An 18,631-nucleotide genomic window follows, 5' to 3' on the forward strand; every position below is an offset into this window, starting at 1 on the left:
GTGGTCTGCTCAATAAAATAACTTAAACAGCCCGTCAATTCCATTTGAAAATTGACGGGCTGTTTTTTGGGCTGCGTCATCGCCGAGACGCTTACGAGAAAAGAGAAGCGGGCAGATTTGATCACCGAAGTGAAAGAGAAATCCCTCAAAGTATAATCCTGGGGAAAAACTTTGAGGGATTCAGCTTGATGTGTCCTGTGTTTTTAGAGGATAATCATTTTCTGAGTCGATCGTTGACCATTGGCTTCAAGTATGTAGAAATAGAGTCCCGGAACGAGCTCTTCAACCGAAATGGTTTCCTGATGAACTCCGGGGTATGCTTGATAGGCCGATAACACTTGCTTGACAAGGATACCCGAACTGTTGAAGATCGCCAGATTAACTGTCGCTGCTTCTTCCAGCGTGAACCCGATGGTTGTTGACACCCGTGCCGGGTTCGGATAGTTTTGAAGCGATGTTGCTGTCGCCAGTTCCTCCAGATCATCGCTGGCCGTGATAATATAGGCCGGTATCCAGTCGTAAGCAAAGCTGGGATCCGATGTTTTCGCGAAAATATTTTCCATACTGTATTCTTCAGCTTGTTCTGTTGTCAGAATTACACCCTGGTTACCCCGGGAAGTGGTACTTGCTCCGTCGCCATAGCAATTATATTCGGCGAATACCGGACTTAGGTTGTCCGTCATTGTAGTCCAGCCGATTGCAGCTAAATTGGCTGGTTCCTCGCAGTGTATGTACGCCGATTTGGGCTCCTGTTGCCAGGGGCGACCCAAATAGATGGTCGAAATGGTATTGCCCATAAAGTCGGTTTGGTCGCTTGTGATTTCACAGTCGAAAAAGACAAAGCCGAAGGCCGTTGTACTATTTGTGTTTGGAGCCGTAATAACACTATTATTCCGGTTGCAGTGCAGCTCACAATTATCGAAGATGACAATTTGACGACCAAAAATGAAATCGACAGAGCCTTCAATGTAACAATTCTTTATGTATACACGGCCAATTTTTCGACCTCCCCAGGCATAGTAAGTATCCTGGTAGCCGGTTATTCGGCAGTTATAGAATTGTTGCCGGTCGCCGTTTGTTCGCAGGGCAACCGCTTGCTCGCTACTTCTGCTGCCATCGTTTTGGATGGTGTTTTCGAAGGTGATATTCTCGGCTACAAAATCATCGGCTTCAATGGCAACGCTGTACGAACCGGATGTGCCCAGGGTACCACCTGCCCCGTCCGACTTACCGGCATAGTCATCATAGGTTAAGATGGTCGTTAACGCATCCTCACCTTTCAGAACAACATTCACCTTATTTTTAGTCAGGATTAACTTTTCGTAATAGGTTCCCGGACGAACCTCGATGGTTGTGGTGCCGGTATAGTTTTCCTGTACCGCGTCGAAAGCGGCCTGTACGGTTGTATAGTCACCCGAGCCATCGGCGGCAACAACAATGGTAATATCCGGCGATTTGGCCTGGGTTTCGAACGTAATGACCTCGCCGTATCCGGTTCCTGTTGCGTTTTTAGCATAAGCCCGAACGTAATACAAGCTTGCTTCGGTTAGCGGATACAGTTCGCTCGAGTAGCTGCCCAGGTCGCCGTCCACCGCCAGGTATGAATCAGCAATGGTGGGTTGATCGTTAGTTGAACTCCAGCAGAATCCCCGTTCAGTAACTTCGCTACCGCCCCAGGCCGAAACGTTCCCTTTAGCCAAAGCGGTAATCGCTAATATGTTGCTGACTGAAGAGGTGCTGACTTCCGGGGCGGTGAGCTCGCTTAGTGTGGTGAAGCTTAGCTCGCTACCGTAGGCGGTGCCGGCCGAGTTTGTAGCGTAGGCGCGGGCATAGTAGGTTGTGCCAGCCGTTAGCTCAGTTACTGTTGCCGCGAATGTTCCGGATGTGGTCCCGTCGATCAGTTTCTGACCAGAAATAGTGGGGGTTGGGCTTGTGCTGTATGCAATACCACTTTCGGTTACCGGTGCGCCGCCATCGGAGCTGATGGTTGCCGAAATTTTAGCGCTGGTGGTGCTTATTTCGTTGACCTGGTCGGTTGATACGCTTGGCATATCGGCTTCAACACCACTAACCATTCCTGCAATTTGCGCCTGATAAATGGTCATCAGCTTCCATTGTCCTTCATCGGCCAGGTTCCACGGATAAATCCGCACATAGAGCGTTTCGCCATCATTAACGGTGACTGGTGTATCAAGTGTCCCGCCGAATAGATTGAGTACGGCGCTGGTCAGGCTGATATCTTCAGCCAGCGGAGTGCCTGTTGCGGGGGTGAAATTTTCATCGGTTGAATAATAGATTGAAGCTTTGAAATTTTGCGTAAACCAGGCACCAAGGTACATCGAAATTTCGTTCACTTCGAGTGTGCCCCCTGTTTTGGGTGAAGCTTTCAGCTCCAGGTACCGGTTGTCGGCAGGGCCTGTTTCAGCCGTCCAGTTTGCTCCAATGTAGTACGAGGCAATTTTTACAACATCGCTGGTTCCGTCAATGGTAAAATCGTCGTGTGTTTGAGCGTAATACCGTAGGTTTGAGCCATCGGTTGCCGGCTCGTAGCCTACGATATTCCCGGTGGTAATATAGCTGGTAGCATCGGTATCGAAAGGCCAGCTGACTGACGAATTATTGTTGGAGGGGCTGCCGCCGTTTTGCTTGTCGGTGATTTCACTCACGACCTCAGCAAGGTATACCTCGAGGTTGGTATACGAGCCGTCCAGGCTGGTTTGATTGCCGTCGGAGGCATCCGATTTATTTAAGTCGTTGGCATCTTCCCAGTCGTCGGGCATTCCGTCCAGGTCCGAGTCTGCCGGGGCAGCAGTTGCCGAGAGGCTAGGCCATCCACCTACGGCATCTTGTGTATCAATAAGACCATCGGTACTTCCGTTGCCACCATCGGTATAGGTGGGAGTTCCGCTGCTAACATCATCCGTGATTCGGGTGTCAACCTCGTCGCGCGATAAGCTTGCTCCGGCATATTTCAGCACTTGAGTATAGGCTTCTTCTGCTGTTTGCGTTGTAATTTCGGGGGGCGATACGGGCTCGTCGAGCTTCAGATCATCGATCGTTACGCCGGGGGCGTAGGTGGCGAAAGAACTACTATGCATTTGCACACCGTTCCAGTTATCGGCTGTTGTGCTACTCGATGCTGTCGAAATGTTGCCATCAACATAAAACTGCCCGTAAGTGCCGGCAGGCTGGTTGTTTCCGCCATTGTCGGCGTAAGGTTGAACCAGACGGCTGGTGTTGGAGCTGGCCGGACCGGCTTTATAATAATTATTGATCAGGTTGTAGCGGCCTCCTTCAGCAGCATAAGCGTTGTTCGATCCCCAGTTCCAGAGCACGTTGTTGCGGAAATCAACGACTTCCAAATCCGGTTCGTTGGAATAGCGGCTACCACAGAAACGCGGATTGCGGCTGTCGTGGTCGGCCAGCAGGTTGTGGTGAAAGGATGCTTGTTGACCGCCCCAGATTCCTCCGTAGCCATGCGCTCCTTTGGGGTGTCCCGAGTTACGAAGGCTCTCGGAAAGAATACACCATTGGAGCGTAAAATTTTCATTATCGTAAAAGGAGGCACATTCGTCAATACTCCAGCTCATACTACAGTGGTCAATGATAATATCCGACTGTCGGCGTCCCCAAATTGCATCTTCCTGAGGTGTCGTGTCGCTGATGGAGCTGTCGCCCAGACGGAAGCGCAGGTAGCGTATGATAATGTTGCTGGCGTTGATTTGCACGGTATAATCGCGCAGGCAAATACCGTCGCCGGGAGCGGAATGACCGGCAATGGTCAGGTCGCCGTTGTTAATGTTCAATGGAGCGGTGAGCTGGATCGTCCCCGATACCTGAAAAAGAATTGTTCGCGGTCCCGATTGGTTGATGGCATATCGCAGCGAGCCCGGATTGTTGTTGTCATCCAGAGTGGTCACGTAAAAAACTTGTCCGCCACGCCCCCCGGTTGTGTATTTCCCGTAGCCTTCGGCCCCCGGAAAGGCGGGGATATTCTGGGCCCCGGCAGTTGTACATGTTAAGCAGAAGCATATCAGAATGTATATTGTGCTGAGTATTTTATTTTTTCTTTTCATTCGTTCGAAAATTGACAGTTCGATTTTATTTGCAGCAGCGCTTTTTGCGGGTTACTGCAGTTTTTTTAGATGATAAAACGGAATGATCCAGGCTTTTGCGACAGATTAAACTGTGATAGCCGAAACGTTGACCTGTGAAAAATCTCACCGACTTGTTGGTCCCTCTTTTTTAGTCGCATTTAATCAATAAGAGGCTGCCGCAAGGGCAACCTCTTTGTTGATTTTTACAGCTCATCATTATCTCCAGCGGGCAGCACCCACCGCGTTGTCAATCAAGCTTTGGTTGCTGATTGTAAAGTCGCCGTTTGCAGCATCTGCAAAGCCCGGATCAAGCGTGGTGTAGTTACTTGAATTGTCGTAAACATTCACACTTGAGTCCAGATAGCCAGCTGCATTGAAGTAGTTGTTTTTACTATAGGTTCCCATGTCGGTATCGCCTTGGTTTGAGTAAACCGACGCTCCCATTTCAGCAAAAATGTTATTTTCCGAAATTAGTTCTTCAACACTATTCTGCCACCTTACGTAGTAGAAACGTTTTGTTGACGAAGAGCTGTTCATCACGTTGTAGAAGGTATTATTGCGGGCAACGATTCGGGGAGTATGCGCACCGTCATCAAACGAATTACCCTTGGCTGCACCATCCAAACGGAAGAAGTCGCGTGCATTAACTGTTGCACAGTTGGCAAAAGTTGAATTGCTGAGTGTGATGGACTGTGGGAATGATTTCCGGAAGTCAATAAAGTCTCCGCCATCATTGTAAATCTCGGTCACCAGACAGTTTTCAAACAAAATATCGCCGGTTGTGAATTCGCCGCTACCGGCTGCTATCAACGATTTTGTATATTCATGGATGTAACAGCCCGTCAGGCTCAAGTTACCAACAGCGGTAGCATTGCTGGAGTATTGAATGGCATGATCTAATACTGTTGGTCCTAACAACTCGTCGGTGTAACTTCCTTTTAGTTCCAGACTCTCCAGTTCAACGTTTTCAGCGCCATCAGCCAAAACAAACTGAACATTCAAAATTGGCATATTGTCGGATGACAGACCTTTCAGCTTGATCGATTTGTCTATGGTGACTGTTCCCTGGTAAGCGGTGAACTCGCCGCCTTCGAGTAAGAAAATCTCGCCATCAGCGGCATTGGTAATCATCTCGTTGATATCATCGGCAGGGGTCAGGGTAATACCTTCGGGTAAGGTGGTGAAGGTAACATTGCCTCGTTGTTTCGGATTTGTTCCGTTGAGCATAATAACGGTGTACTGGGTTGCAAAGTCCAGATCTGTAATTGTTGCTTCGCCGGCAGCAATTTCATCGGCTGTCAGGTCGCGGCGTACATCTCCGGGAGTGATCATGAAGTGGGTTACTTCGCTACCGGCCGGCCAATTTAAAGTAACAGCCTGTTTGCCAATGTTGGCGTCGGGAAGTGGTGAAAAGATATTTTCTTTATCGGTTTTAAAAGCATAGGTTCCCCATTTGCTTTCATCTCTGGATTCGTTGAGGCTGATTGCCTTGATGCGAACCGAGTATTGCTCTTCACTTTCCAGCGTAATGGTAAGTGGCACTTCAGCCGGCAAAACATCCTGAGAGAGAACAAGACTCTCGAAGAGCAGACTGTCGTTATGAATTTCCAGCACGTAGTGGTCAATGGTTTGAGCGATCGTCCAGCTGATTTCAGCATTGATCTGGTTTCGTACTTTTACGTCAACGTTGAGCGGGGTAAATGCCCGTTCAAAATCAATACTTTCCACAATCGGATCAACATCTTCGCAGGCAGGCATAAAAACGGCCATCAGCAAGACAAGAATTAATCCGTACTTTTTATATAATGTGTTCATACTTTTCATGTTTATCAGTTTACTACTAATATCCGTAATCGTTGGTCAAGGTTCCGTTGCTGGAATCAATAAAGACTTGCCAGATGGGCCAGAACTGCTTGGTGTCGGGATCGTTAAAATACATAGTCTCGATTCGTTCGTCCGACAATTCTTCGGCACTGATCCAAGTGGTACTTTCGTCGTACTCATTGGATTTATCGTCGGTCTCGCCACGGTTCAGTCCGTAAATTTCAAGAGTCTCGCCGTCGTCAGCCAGGCTATAGTACAATTTTTCAGGAACATCGGCATACGCTCCGGTGCGGTCTCTCAAGTCGTACATTTTTTGTTTGGCCTCGTCAATTTTTGTTTTCAACAAATTCCAGCGGATCAACGTTTGCTTGCGAAGCATTTCGCCGCAGAACTCAAAGGCATGCTCGTCAACAATGGCGTTAAACATGGCTTCTTTGCTTGTTAAGGCATTCACGTAGTCGTCTACTTTTTCGGACCAGTCGGCCTGGTCGAATGCCCGTTGACGGATTTTTTTCAGATAGGGAGCAGCAGCGGTGGGGCCGTTCAGTTCGTTTTGCAATTCGGCAGCCATCAAAATAATTTCGGCATAGCGCATATAGTTTTTGTTGATACCGTCATCACTCGATGTTGTTTGACGGGTCATCCACTCGTAGCGTAATTTTCCAAAGTACAACGTTTCAATGTCACTTAACTCCTGTGGAGCGAAGCCATCAACTGCTTTGGCCCATCTGTAAGGAACGATGGTTACATCGCGGCGTTTGTCTTTTACATCATAGTCGTAGAATAATTGTGGGTTTGGTCCGGCCGATCCGCCACGACCTGTGCCGGTGTATTGGTCGGAGCTGGTGTGGCGCACACCAAATGAGGATACGTAGCGGCCCCGGCTGTTGGCCCAGGGAATTTCCCAAAGCGATTCGCCACCGGCATTGATATTGTCTTCGCAGTTTTTGCGGAATACGGTTTCAAATTCGTCTTCCAATTCCACCGAAAAGCCTTCCTGGTCAATTACGTCCAGGCATTCCTGAAGGGCGATGGGGTACATTTTGGCAACGGTAAGCTCGGGGTCTTCGCTTCGGCGAACACCGTCGGGGTACTGAGAATAACCGGAGGCGGCCATACACATGCGGGCGCGAAGACCTTTTATGAAGGCTTTATTTACGGTTTCCACTGTTGCTGTTGCTGATGTTTCTTTCGGCCATGGAACGTATTTGGCTGCTTCTTCCAAATCCGCGATGATGACTTTGTAAATGGAGTCGCGGCTTACTTTGGGAACATAAATAGTCTCTGATGTAATGGGGTCGAATCGGGGAATCACATCACCCCAGGCCCTGAGTAGGTCGCTGTAATAAATGGCTCTCAAGGTTAACGATTCACCCAGCAAACGAGCCAGTTCGTCGTTGTTCTCAATATCGCCGTAGGTGCGTAAGCCGCGGATACAAATGTTGGCCCGCTCGATCCCCTGGTACATCATTGCCCAGGCATTATTGGATTGGTTCATGCGGCCGTTTTGTGCGGTGGCGCTGTATCCTGACAGTGCTCCGTCGTCGTCAAATTCGCCATCCAGCGATTTGTAATGATACTCGATGTCGGTGTTAAATCCAAAGTAGGGTGTGTAGCGTGAGCGGTGTGCGTTTGTTTCGGAAAAAGCAAACTTAATTCCGTCAACAGCTCCTTGGGCTAAATCGGGTGTTGAGAACAGAACTGATTCATCAATGGTCGATTTTGCCGGAGTATCCAGGTAGTCTTTACATGATACCAGGGGCATCACCAAGGCTAAGCAAAATATATATATTAAATTCTTCATTTTCCTTTGTTTAGAATTAGAAATTAAGGTTCAGACCAAATGTAATTTGGCGGCTTTTGGGGTATGGTGAGTAGTCAACTCCCGGAGTAAGGGCTGTTTTTCTACGCGTAGAAACTTCGGGGTCGAATCCGGAGTAGTCGGTAATAATGAATACATTGTAGCATGTGGCGTAGAAACGAAGGTTGTTCAGTTTTACTTTTTGCAACAGTGCTTTGGGGATGGTATAGCCCAAGGTTAGTGTGTTCAGTCTTAAGAAAGAACCATCTTCGACAGCCCAGTCCGAGAATACGTGTCTTGCCATATAGGGCGACCACATCGTTGTGTTGGCATTCATTTGCTCCAGCGCTTGCGGGTCGTTAATCAATTCACCCGTATCGAAATTCACATTCACCCATCTGTTTCCTTCACCCATCATATCAATCATGTTGCGATATTGGTATTTACTGGTTGAGGTGTATTGAATTTTATTGGCATTGTAGATGTCGTTACCGATACTGTAACTGAATACAGCAGATAAGTCGAAGCCAAAGGCTCGTGCTCCCAGGTTAAAACCACCGGTACACAGGGGGTTGGCGTCGCCAATAATCTGAAGGTCTTTTTCCAGGGTTACAAAGCCGTCTCCATCGATATCTTTCAGCTTCATCGATCCCGGGCGAACTTCGCCGATAACAGCCGAGTTATCGGCAACGTCTTGTTTCAGGATCCATTGCTCAGCTTCTTCGTCATATCCCTGGAAATCGGAAACTTCGTATCGTCCATCCGACAGGTAGCCTTGCATTTTACCAACCGAACCACCTTTGTAGATCCAGAAGTCGTTGTTGATTTCCGTAGAAGCCCAGCTGGAGCTGGCTCCGAAGTCCTGCATAATTCCAAGTGATTTAATTTTGTTTTTGTTGAAGCCAATGTTGAAACCGAAGTTTAAGCCCCAATCTTTTTTATCGACAGCAATCCAGTTGATGGCAACTTCGATACCTTTATTTTCAGTTTCACCCATATTGCGATACTGGCTGGAGTAGCCGATACCAGAAACCGGGAATTCGATCAGCAAGTCTTTTGTGGTATTGAAATAAGCTTCGACACTACCGGATAGGCGAGATCCTAAAAGCGCATAGTCAAGTCCGACGTTGCGGGTGTAGGTGGTCTCCCATTTCAAATCGGGGTTGGCTAAATTGCTCGATGGACTCCAGTAATTGGAGACATTATTGATACGTCCTTCCTGCGATGACGATTGGAATGACTGTACAATTTGGTTCGAAGGGATGTTGTTGTTACCTGCCGAACCGTAGCTTAAGCGGACTTTCAGGTCGTCGAGCCAATTTTCGGTTCCCGACATAAAATCTTCGCCCGATACACGCCATGCAAAAGCTGCTGAAGGGAAATAACCCCAGCGGTTACCTTTGGCAAACTTGCTGGATCCATCGGCTCGGAATGTTGCCGACAGAATATACTTACTTTGAAAGTTGTAGTTTACACGACCAAAGAACGACAGCAAGGTGCGATCCGGCTTAAAGAAATTGTCGACCGTTGCGGCAGAGCCTTGCGATGTTAGCTTAAAAGCTTGGTCGGAAGTAAACAAGGTTGGAAAACCAACCACCTCAGATGTGGTTTCGATTTCTTCGGTTTTAATAGTTTCCTGCCCCATAAGAACCGATAGGCTGTGATCCTCATTATTCAGCAGGTCTTTGAAATCGTAGTTGATGGTGTTGGTGTTTCTGATCGTTTGTGTTTTGCGGTCAACTAACCGAACAGCCGGCTGACCGGTATACTCACCTGCTTGCTCGCGGGAAAAATAGGTTGACAAGCCATAGAAACGTGAATCGTTATAATAGTAGTTCCGTAAGCCAAATTCTGATTTTATACGCAGGTTGTCGATAATTTCCCATGCAGCACTTGCGCCCATATCCAGTGACCGGCGGCTTTGTGTGCGGTCGTTGTCGGCAGTGGCTACTAAGGGGTCAACCAATTCGCTGGATGCAATCTCCTCGTCGATGTCCGACTCTAATCCGTTTAAGGGGATTGGCGTGTAGATCACGCTGTGACGCAAACGCGCATCGGCCGATGATGTTTCGTTTTGCTCGTTGGCACCACTACCGTTAATATCGGTATCCGAGTAGCGTACGGAATAATTCAGATCGATCTTCTCGTTTGGTTTGTGGTTTAATTTGAGCGAAAAGTTGTCGCGTTCAAAACCGGACCTGAGCATGATTGATTTTTCATCCAGGTGGGCATAGCTGAAAGAATACTTCATTTTATCAGACCCGCCGGTGATGGTTAAATCATTGCTGAAGATGTTGCCGGTTCTGCCATAAATTTGCTTCTGCCAGTTGTTGCCGGGAACTCCTTTGTAAAGATCGATATCCTGGAATTCGCCAAAATAGTCTGTGTATGAAGTAAGATCGTCGGCACCTTTGTCGAGTAAGGCATATTCGTACTGCCATTTTGCGTAGTCTTCGGGCTCTAAAACATCCATCGTTTTAGCGATCTTTTTTAAACCGTAATAGGCATTGTACGATACCGATACTTTACCTTCTTTTCCCGATTTGGTGGTTACAATAATAACCCCATTTGCACCACGAGCACCGTAGATCGCTGTTGAAGAAGCATCCTTCAGTACGTCAATTGATTCAATATCGGAAGGTGGGATGTCCGAAATGGTCGATACCGGAAAACCGTCTACAATAAAAAGCGGTGTGTTGTCCTGTGTAATTGAACCACCACCACGAACGCGTATTCTGATTTCGGCGTCGGGCGCACCATCGGTTGCGGTAACCTGTACACCTGCCATGCGGCCGGTAATGGCTTCTGCGGCTGTAGCAACGGGGATCGCCTGAAGGTCGTCTCCTTTAACCGAGGCAACTGATCCGGTGATGTCTCTTTTTTTCACTGTTCCGTAACCAATGGCAACAACTTCATCCAGACCGATTGTTTCTTCTTCCATGGTGACATTGATCACGCCTCTGGAAACCAGTACTTCCTGAGGTTTCATACCAACGAACGAAAAAACAAGGGTTGCATTGGCCGGCAGGTTGCCCAGCGAGTATTTGCCGTCGAAATCGGTGATCGTACCGTTTGTTGTTCCTTTAACGGCGACGGTTACTCCAGGTAGTGGACCTCCCGAAGCGTCGGTAACCGTTCCATTAACGCTCTTGATGGCTTGTTGGAAGGCTTCCGGCTTCTTGTTCGGCTTTGGCTGGTTCTGTTTGTTGTACAGAACAATCTGTCGCTCTTTGATGGTGTAATTGACGTCCGAGGACTCAAAAAGTTCCTCTAACACGCTTTCGATACTCTTGTTGGTGACCTCTAAATCAACTTTCCGTTGTACATCAACCTGTTGATCGTTATACAGGAAGAAGTAGTCGCTTTGATCTTCAATTTCACGAAGGATATCTTTTACCGTTGTATCCGAAACCTTAATGTTCAGACTGCCGGTTTGCGAAAAGACCTTCGCGTGGACACTGATCAATGAAATCAGTATGAGAAAGGTTGTTAGTTTCATAATGCGAAATAATCGGGACAGAGCATATAATAGCCTGTCATCGTTACACAACAATTTTTTTTTCATAAGTTTGTCATACTAAGTTTTACATGACCCTTTGCGAGAGGGTTTTTTAATTTTAGGAGAGGGGAGTGTTGCGAGCACTTTCCTCTCGTTTTTTTCAGCGTGTTGTTAAATGTTTGCTTTGGTTATCGTGACTTTATTTCCATTGATTTGATAGTTAAAAGGTGTTGTTAATTTCAGAAGCTGAAGCATCTCCCGAAGACTTTCGGTTTTGATTGTCAGCGTGTAATTTTGCGATTGTTTGAGTTCCGGTGCAAGCTCAATGTTTACTCCATACCAGCGCTCCATCAGCTTTACCACTTTTTCAAAAGAGGTGTTGTCGATCCGTAGTACGTCTTTACGCCACGAAGTATAAAGTTGAGTTTCAACCTGCCGGGTAGTCATGAGGCCCGAGGAGTTGCGAATGACATTTTGTTCTCCGGGGCTTAAAAGTTCGGTGCTTCCTTGTTTCTTATTGTATATCTGTACCTGCCCCTCTTCCAGGGTCGTTAGAATGTCCTCGGCTTCGGGATAGGCACAAACATCGAATTTGGTGCCCAAAACCCGGATGTCGGCACTTGTTGTTTTTACGGTAAAAGGATGTTGTTTATCCTTGGCAACCTCGAAATAGGCTTCTCCGGTTAGTTGGATGTTCCGATTTTTTACAAAGTCGGCGGTGTAGCTTAAATTAGAACCGCCATTGAGAACACCCGCGGAGCCATCGGGAAGTTTGAAATGCACCCGCGAGCCCATAGGCGACTCGATCTCGGTAATGCTATTGGCATAGGATACGTTTTGACGGACAACATACAAGCCGGCAATTAGCAGTGGAACCAGCATAACTGCTGCCACTTTGCTGTAAAAATTGAAGATTATAGTTGTGGTTTTCGGCTTGCGTGGCTGTGTGTGTACGATGGTTTGGTGAAGCTTTTTTAGCAAATGCTGCAAGCTTACTTTCTCCTCCGATGATTCGTTCCACTGCTCTTGGGCTAATTTTCGGAGTATATCGGTATTTTTATTGTTCGAAAAGCTCTCAATCACAAAGTCTTCGTCGTTTTTTGACGATGATTTGTAATAGGCATCTATTCGGTTGATCTCTTTCTTGTGCATGGTGTTTTGTTAGATCGTACATCATTAATATCCGTAAGTAGTAGATTACACCTAGTGCAGTTCCCGTTTTTTTTCAAAAAAAATGAATGTAGAAGAAAAGCAAGCCAAGCAGATACTCGTTACTGAGTTCTTGTTTGAGGAATTTTAGCGCTGCATGAAGATGATTTTCAGCCGTTTTAGGGCTTATCTGCATTTCAGCTGCAATTTGCTTGGTGTTTTTTCCTTCCAGCCGACTTTTTATAAATACCATTCGTCTTTTTTCGGGCATGTCAGCAACGAGTTGGTCAACAAGCTTCGCCAACTCGCGGTAGCTTACATCTGAGGAGCTAACGGATACATGTTCGGGCAACTGTTCGGCATACTCCATGTATTTACGCAACATTCCCTTGGAGCGAAAGTGTTTTTTGATCTCGTTGTAAGCAATTGTAAACAGGAAAGATTGAAAATCATACAAGGGATTAATCTCCCCGCGTTTTTCCCAGATCCGGGCAAATACGTCCTGGATCAGTTCTTCGGTATCTTCCCGCGATTTTAGGTATCCTAACGCAAAATGGTAAAGCTTTGAGCTGTATAAGTTGAATATCGCATCGAAGGCAGTGATGTCATCATTCCGCAATTTTTCAATAAGTGGCTTGATATCTGCTTTCCTTTTCACGCGATGAGATAATTTAGGTTCAATTCAAATATAGTAAGAGCATAACAATTTGTGAACAATGATTACGCTTTATTTCATATTATTTCGACATTTTGTGATCATTGCAATGGCCAATGCTGAGCCTGCAGTCTGACATTGATGTAGTCATTCTCCTTATAATCATTATAAATTGCGGTCGCTGAAGCAGGCATCGAGCGTGAGCTTTCGAAAAATAGATAGAATGGTAAGGCGTTGTGCCTCAAAATAATCATTCTGTTTTTTAATGTTTTATGGTTCCAAAGTATGTTGGTATGCTGGTTTGCTTTTGAGGTCTGGCAGTTGCAGTTGCAGGATATCCTTGAAAACTTTAGCCTCTTTGGCTATATTTGTTAGCCTTGCTTCAAAACCAATAGAATCCCGATAAATCGACGCTGAAACGCAGTGGTTAGCGGGGTTACGATATAAAACCGATAAACTAAATTGAAATGAAAGCTTTTAAAGTGATTGTTCTTGCCAAGCAGGTTCCGGATACCCGGAATGTTGGCAAAGACGCCATGAAAGCAGACGGCACCATTAACCGGGCTGCTTTATCGGCGATCTTTAATCCCGAGGACTTGAACGCCCTCGAACAAGCGCTGCGAATCAAAGAAAACTTTCCCGGAACAACCGTTACCATTTTAACAATGGGACCCGGACGTGCTGCTGAGATTATTCGCGAGGGAATGTTTCGTGGTGCCGACGATGGAATTTTGTTAACCGACCGTGCTTTTGCCGGTTCAGATACCCTGGCTACTTCTTATGCCATTTCTCAGGCGCTGAAAAAAGTGAAAGACTACGACATCATCATTGCCGGCCGTCAGGCTATCGATGGTGACACCGCCCAGGTAGGGCCGCAGGTGGCCGAAAAGCTGGCTTTGCCGCAGGTGACTTATGTTGAGGAAGTACAAAAAATAGAAAAGGGTAAAATCTTCGTGAAACGTCGTTTGGAAAGGGGAGTAGAACTGGTTAGTTGTCCGCTGCCCATGGTGATGACTGTAAACGGTTCAGCGCCGAACTGTCGCGCCCGCAACGCGAAACTGATCATGAAGTACAAGCACGCCAAGACGGTTACCGAATTGCAGAATTCAAACGAAGACTACCTGCATTTATACAACGACCGGCCGTACCTGAATATTCCGGAATGGACTGTTAGCGACATTGAAGTTGACCATGCAGAGCTGGGGCTCAGTGGTTCGCCAACGAAGGTGAAAGCTGTAGAGAATGTTGTGCTTCAGGCCAAAGAAGCCAAAGTACTCAGCCCGTCAGATGACGACATGGACACGCTGATGCGTGAGTTAATTGAAAGTCATACCATTGGTTAACCGCTAACACGAAAAATCATGAACAACGTAATTGTATATTGCGAAATTGAAGACGGTCACGTGGCTGAAGTGAGCCAGGAACTGATGACCAAAGGACGCGGCCTGGCCAATGAGCTGGGCGTAAAACTCGAAGCTGTGGCTATCGGTCACGAGCTGGAAGGAGTCGAAAATCAAATTTTCCCTTATGGAGTGGACACGGTTTATGTTGCCGATGATGCACGTCTGGCTCCTTACACAACCCTCCCTCACACAACTATCATTGTAAAACTGTTCCGGGAGCAAAAGCCGCAAATTGCTTTGATGGGCGCTTCGTCCATTGGCCGCGATTTGGGCCCCCGCGTTTCTTCAGCCTTGCATAGTGGGTTAACGGCCGACTGTACCAGTTTGGTTATCGGTAATCACGAAGACAAAAAGCAAGGAAAAACTTACGAGAATTTGCTTTACCAGATTCGCCCCGCTTTTGGTGGTAATATTATTGCAACCATCATCAACCCGGATTGCCGCCCGCAAATGGCGACTGTGCGCGAGGGGGTGATGAAAAAGGAAATTCTTGATCCGAAATATAAAGGAAAAGTAGTTAAACTTGAAGTTGCCAAATATGTCAGCGATGCTGACTTTGCCGTAGAAATCATTGAGCGTCATATCGAGAAGAGTAAAGTGAATATGAAAGCTGCTCCGATTGTGATTGCGGGTGGTTATGGCATGGGCTCCAAGGAAAATTTCCAACTGCTTTTCGAATTAGCTGAAGTTTTAGGTGGCGAAGTTGGTGCGTCGCGTGCAGCAGTTGATGCCGGTTACGTTGATCACGAGCGCCAGATCGGACAAACCGGGGTGACGGTTCGTCCGAAGCTTTATATTGCCTGCGGAATTTCCGGGCAAATTCAGCACCGTGCCGGTATGGAAGAATCGGCACAGATTATCGCCATTAATACCGATCCGGAAGCGCCCATCAATGCAATTGCCGACTATGTAATTACCGGCGACATTGCGGAAGTGCTTCCGAAAATGATCAAGTATTATAAGAAGAACACCAAGTAATTCAACCTAAAACTGTTTGTAATGGCTAACTATTATAATGATAATAAAGAACTGAAATTCCACTTGTTTCATCCTTTAATGGAGAAAATCGTCAAGTTGAAGGAACGGAATTTCACCGATAAAGGAGATTTTGATTTTGCCCCGATGGATCATGAAGATGCCATGGACAACTTCGACAAAGTTCTGGAAGTTGTGGGCGAAATTTGTGGCGACATTGTTGGACCAAATGCTGAGTCGATTGACGCGGAAGGGCCACAGGTTGTTGACGGACACGTGGTTTATGCCCGAGGGACCGCTGAAAATATCGATGCGCTGAATAAAGCCGGACTAATGGGAATGTCGTTGCCACGTAAATACGGCGGCTTGAACTTCCCGATTGTACCTTATATCATGGCTGCCGACATTGTTTCGCGCGCCGATGCCGGCTTTGTCAATATTTGGGGGTTGCAGGATTGTGCCGAAACGATCAACGAATTTGCTTCGGAAGAGCAAAAGGAAAAATACCTGACTCGTGTTTGCCAGGGCGAAACCATGGCGATGGACCTGACTGAGCCCGACGCTGGTTCCGATTTGCAGGCTGTTCAGCTGAAAGCCACTTTCGACGAAAAGTCGGGCAAGTGGATTTTGAACGGTGTGAAGCGTTTCATTACGAATGGTGATGGTCATATTTCGCTGGTATTGGCTCGTTCGGAACCCGGAACCAAAGATGGCCGTGGTCTGTCGATGTTTATTTACGACAAGAATGACGGCGGTGTAACAGTTCGCCGCATCGAGCATAAAATGGGGATCATCGGTTCGCCAACCTGCGAGCTGGTATTTAAGGATGCCCCGGCCGAATTGGTTGGCTCCCGTAAAATGGGCTTGATTAAATATGTGATGGCCCTAATGAATGGTGCCCGTCTGGGGATTGCTGCCCAATCGGTTGGTGTGGCTGAGGCTGCTTATCGTGAGTCAATTGACTATGCCCGCGAACGAATGCAGTTCGGAAAGGCAATTGTGCGTTTCCCGGCCGTGTACGAAATGCTGGCAACGATGAAGGCCAAGCTGGATGCTTCGCGCACTTTGTTATATGAAACTGCTCGTTTTGTGGATGTATATAAAACCTACATGCATATTGCCGAAGAGCGTAAGCTTGAAAAAGAAGAGCGCGACGAAATGAAGAAGTACCAGAAGTTGGCAGACTTTTATACGCCCCTGGCCAAGGGACTTTCTTCTGAATTTTGTAACCAGCTGGCTTACGACGCGGTGCAGATTCATGGTGGTTCCGGTTTCATGAAAGATTACCCGGTTGAGCGGATATACCGCGATGCACGGATCACGTCAATTTACGAAGGAACAACCCAGTTGCAGGTGGTGGCTGCCATCCGCGGGGTAACAACCGGCGCCTACCTGGAACAAATCCGGGTGTACGAATCAGAAAAGGTTTCGCCCGAACTGGAGCACCTGCGCCGTCAGCTCATTATCTTAACAGATGAGTATGAGCATGCTGTGAACAAAGTGATGGCTGTTGACGACAATGAGTTTGTTGACTTCCACGCCCGGCGGATGGTGGAAATGGCCGGTTATATTATTATGAGTTACTTACTGTTGCTCGATAGTAACCGAGACCAGATGTTTGTGAAGTCGGCTAAAAACTTCCTGCGACTGGCGAAAGCACAAGTTAAAGCACATGCCGAATTTATCCGGACATCGGAACTGGCAGATTTGGGAACCTATAAGTATGAAATGGAATAATCGAATTATGGATATAAACAAAGAAGGCTCGCTTTACGACGAGCCTTTTTTGTTTATATGATTGAAAATTGATATTTCTCTAATTGGTTTTAGCTGTTTGATTTGTTTTTGAGCTTGACATCCATTAGCTCTCTCGCTAATTTTTGCTCACGAACTAAGGCATTTTTTCGGTGGTTTTCCAGGTCGGTTTGTACTTCTTCCAGTCTTTTTTTCGTCGCCTTCACGACTGTGTGTCCTTTTTTAAACAAGGAGAACAGCACTCCGGCTAAAACAAGCAGGCATAGGACGATTCCCCACATAATGCTATTGTAAGCTTCCTTTGAAACCAGCAGACCTAACAAACTCATGCTGTCTTGTTTCAGTTTCGTTTCATTCAGCTCGGTTGTTAACCGATCAACTTCTGCGCTTTGGCTTTCAATTTTAGTGTTCAGGTTGCTAATTTCCTGATTTAACACGGAGATTTGCTGACTGTATACTTTAATACTGTCGAGCGAGTTCTGCTTTAAGGCTGCGTAGCTCGACATCCGCATTACTTTATATTCTTCGTATTTGTTCGACTTGTTGAATAAATAGTCAAATTGCCCTTCAACAGTTAAGGTGTCATAAGCCGATTCGATTGCTCCACTTTGGGCAAATATTGAGAGTGGAAGCGCAGCTACTAGTAATGTGATAAACGTCTTTCTAAATCTTCTTTTCATTGCTCGATTTTTATTGAATTATTTGCGATCAATCCCTTACTCGAAATAATTCGGGGCGCAAAATAGCCATTTTACATCAAAAAGGTAACGTATCTGAGTGAATTTTATTATCTGCTAACTTATTAAGTGACTTTTGGTTCGATCGTGTTTGTTGAATTGTAGTGCCGAACGGTTTGATTCAACGAAATTTGTACCGAAACGCTAAAATCGCTGCTGATCTAAGATGATTGTGTGTGGATGCCTTTTTTGGGGGCATTTTATTGACAGATGTTTGGGGGTAGCTTACAGCCAGTGTCGGGAGTTATTTTATATATGTGAACGTTGTTCGTTGCCGCGGGGCTTGAAGGAACGCATGAACAGCGTGAAGGGATGCATGCGCAAGTCGAAGGCAAATTTGGGTGCCCGCTGCTTTTTATTGACGGCTTTCAAAATAAATAAACCAAATTTTGGGGCCCTTGGCGACCCGATATTGGCCAATTAATCAATTCTACTTTTGCTCTCCCACTCCCCCCGAAATTGGGAAATCCATAAATCCAGGTACTAGTCGCGAAAAAAGATCAGAATATAATATGGAAGCTTAATGGGCAGGTATACAGATCATAAGTCGTAAGTCGGAAGATTCTCCCGAAAAATAAATTGCAGCAGGTGTTGCAAAGCAGAAAATAGTCTCTATATTTGCATCCGCTTTTGAGAAACACCGGCACACAAGCCGAAGCAATCGGAAGCCGCGTTCTGTGAGGGTTTTAGAGGATTTGAGAGTTTTGAAAAAATCTTTAAAAAGAATTTGGAAAAG

11 protein-coding genes are annotated in these 18,631 nt (G+C 46.5%); 3 read left to right on the top strand and 8 right to left on the bottom strand.

Annotated elements, in window-relative coordinates:
- Positions 1–203: 203 nt before the first annotated feature.
- The 6 genes from C8N47_RS18170 to C8N47_RS18195 all read right to left on the bottom strand — a co-directional run bounded on the left by C8N47_RS18170 (position 204) and on the right by C8N47_RS18195 (position 13,028).
- Positions 204–4,076: a pectinesterase family protein gene (locus C8N47_RS18170; protein WP_107824001.1), complete on the bottom strand. Its 3,873-nt coding sequence runs from the start codon at positions 4,074–4,076 to the stop codon at positions 204–206.
- Positions 4,077–4,313: 237 nt separating this feature from the next.
- A complete protein-coding gene (locus C8N47_RS18175; protein ID WP_170111445.1) occupies positions 4,314–5,912 on the bottom strand; it encodes a DUF5123 domain-containing protein in 1,599 nt (532 codons plus the stop codon).
- Positions 5,913–5,937: 25 nt separating this feature from the next.
- Positions 5,938–7,725 carry a RagB/SusD family nutrient uptake outer membrane protein gene (locus C8N47_RS18180; RefSeq protein WP_107824003.1) on the bottom strand — a complete coding sequence of 596 codons (1,788 nt, stop codon included), beginning with the start codon at positions 7,723–7,725 and terminating at the stop codon, positions 5,938–5,940.
- 16 nt (positions 7,726–7,741) lie between these two features.
- A complete protein-coding gene (locus tag C8N47_RS18185; RefSeq protein ID WP_170111446.1) occupies positions 7,742–11,221 on the bottom strand; it encodes a TonB-dependent receptor in 3,480 nt (1,159 codons plus the stop codon).
- A 171-nt stretch (positions 11,222–11,392) separates the two neighbouring features.
- Positions 11,393–12,373 carry a FecR family protein gene (locus C8N47_RS18190; RefSeq protein ID WP_107824004.1) on the bottom strand — a complete coding sequence of 327 codons (981 nt, stop codon included), beginning with the start codon at positions 12,371–12,373 and terminating at the stop codon, positions 11,393–11,395.
- A 73-nt stretch (positions 12,374–12,446) separates the two neighbouring features.
- A complete protein-coding gene (locus C8N47_RS18195) occupies positions 12,447–13,028 on the bottom strand; it encodes an RNA polymerase sigma-70 factor (protein ID WP_170111447.1) in 582 nt (193 codons plus the stop codon).
- Positions 13,029–13,492: 464 nt separating this feature from the next.
- Here C8N47_RS18195 and C8N47_RS18200 point away from each other — a divergent pair, with 464 nt between their 5' ends.
- Genes C8N47_RS18200 through C8N47_RS18210 form a run of 3 tightly spaced genes read left to right on the top strand, consistent with a single transcriptional unit; the run spans position 13,493 to position 17,140 of the window.
- Entirely contained in the window at positions 13,493–14,368 is an 876-nt protein-coding gene (locus C8N47_RS18200; RefSeq protein WP_107824006.1) for an electron transfer flavoprotein subunit beta/FixA family protein, read from the top strand.
- Between the two features lie 18 nt (positions 14,369–14,386).
- Positions 14,387–15,406, top strand: a complete 1,020-nt coding sequence (locus C8N47_RS18205) for an electron transfer flavoprotein subunit alpha/FixB family protein (protein ID WP_107824007.1) — start codon at positions 14,387–14,389, stop codon at positions 15,404–15,406.
- A gap of 21 nt (positions 15,407–15,427) precedes the next feature.
- A complete protein-coding gene (locus C8N47_RS18210) occupies positions 15,428–17,140 on the top strand; it encodes an acyl-CoA dehydrogenase family protein (protein WP_107824008.1) in 1,713 nt (570 codons plus the stop codon).
- An 89-nt stretch (positions 17,141–17,229) separates the two neighbouring features.
- Here C8N47_RS18210 and C8N47_RS18215 read toward each other — a convergent pair whose 3' ends face one another.
- A complete protein-coding gene (locus C8N47_RS18215; RefSeq protein ID WP_107824009.1) occupies positions 17,230–17,838 on the bottom strand; it encodes a hypothetical protein in 609 nt (202 codons plus the stop codon).
- A gap of 577 nt (positions 17,839–18,415) precedes the next feature.
- The coding region (locus C8N47_RS18900; RefSeq protein WP_211316209.1) for a hypothetical protein at positions 18,416–18,631 on the bottom strand (216 nt) is incomplete at its 5' end.

Origin of the sequence: Mangrovibacterium marinum (genome assembly GCF_003046625.1) — a bacterium.
GTDB classification, from domain to species: domain Bacteria; phylum Bacteroidota; class Bacteroidia; order Bacteroidales; family Prolixibacteraceae; genus Mangrovibacterium; species Mangrovibacterium marinum.

Bases quoted from the DNA above. Each gene is read 5' to 3' on its own strand.
- C8N47_RS18215 (WP_107824009.1), bottom strand. From the start codon at position 17,838: ATGAAAAGAAGATTTAGAAAGACGTTTATCACATTACTAGTAGCTGCG.
- C8N47_RS18170 (WP_107824001.1), bottom strand. From the start codon at position 4,076: ATGAAAAGAAAAAATAAAATACTCAGCACAATATACATTCTGATATGC.
- C8N47_RS18210 (WP_107824008.1), top strand. From the start codon at position 15,428: ATGGCTAACTATTATAATGATAATAAAGAACTGAAATTCCACTTGTTT.
- C8N47_RS18190 (WP_107824004.1), bottom strand. From the start codon at position 12,373: ATGCACAAGAAAGAGATCAACCGAATAGATGCCTATTACAAATCATCG.
- C8N47_RS18185 (WP_170111446.1), bottom strand. From the start codon at position 11,221: ATGAAACTAACAACCTTTCTCATACTGATTTCATTGATCAGTGTCCAC.
- C8N47_RS18175 (WP_170111445.1), bottom strand. From the start codon at position 5,912: ATGAACACATTATATAAAAAGTACGGATTAATTCTTGTCTTGCTGATG.
- C8N47_RS18200 (WP_107824006.1), top strand. From the start codon at position 13,493: ATGAAAGCTTTTAAAGTGATTGTTCTTGCCAAGCAGGTTCCGGATACC.
- C8N47_RS18205 (WP_107824007.1), top strand. From the start codon at position 14,387: ATGAACAACGTAATTGTATATTGCGAAATTGAAGACGGTCACGTGGCT.
- C8N47_RS18180 (WP_107824003.1), bottom strand. From the start codon at position 7,725: ATGAAGAATTTAATATATATATTTTGCTTAGCCTTGGTGATGCCCCTG.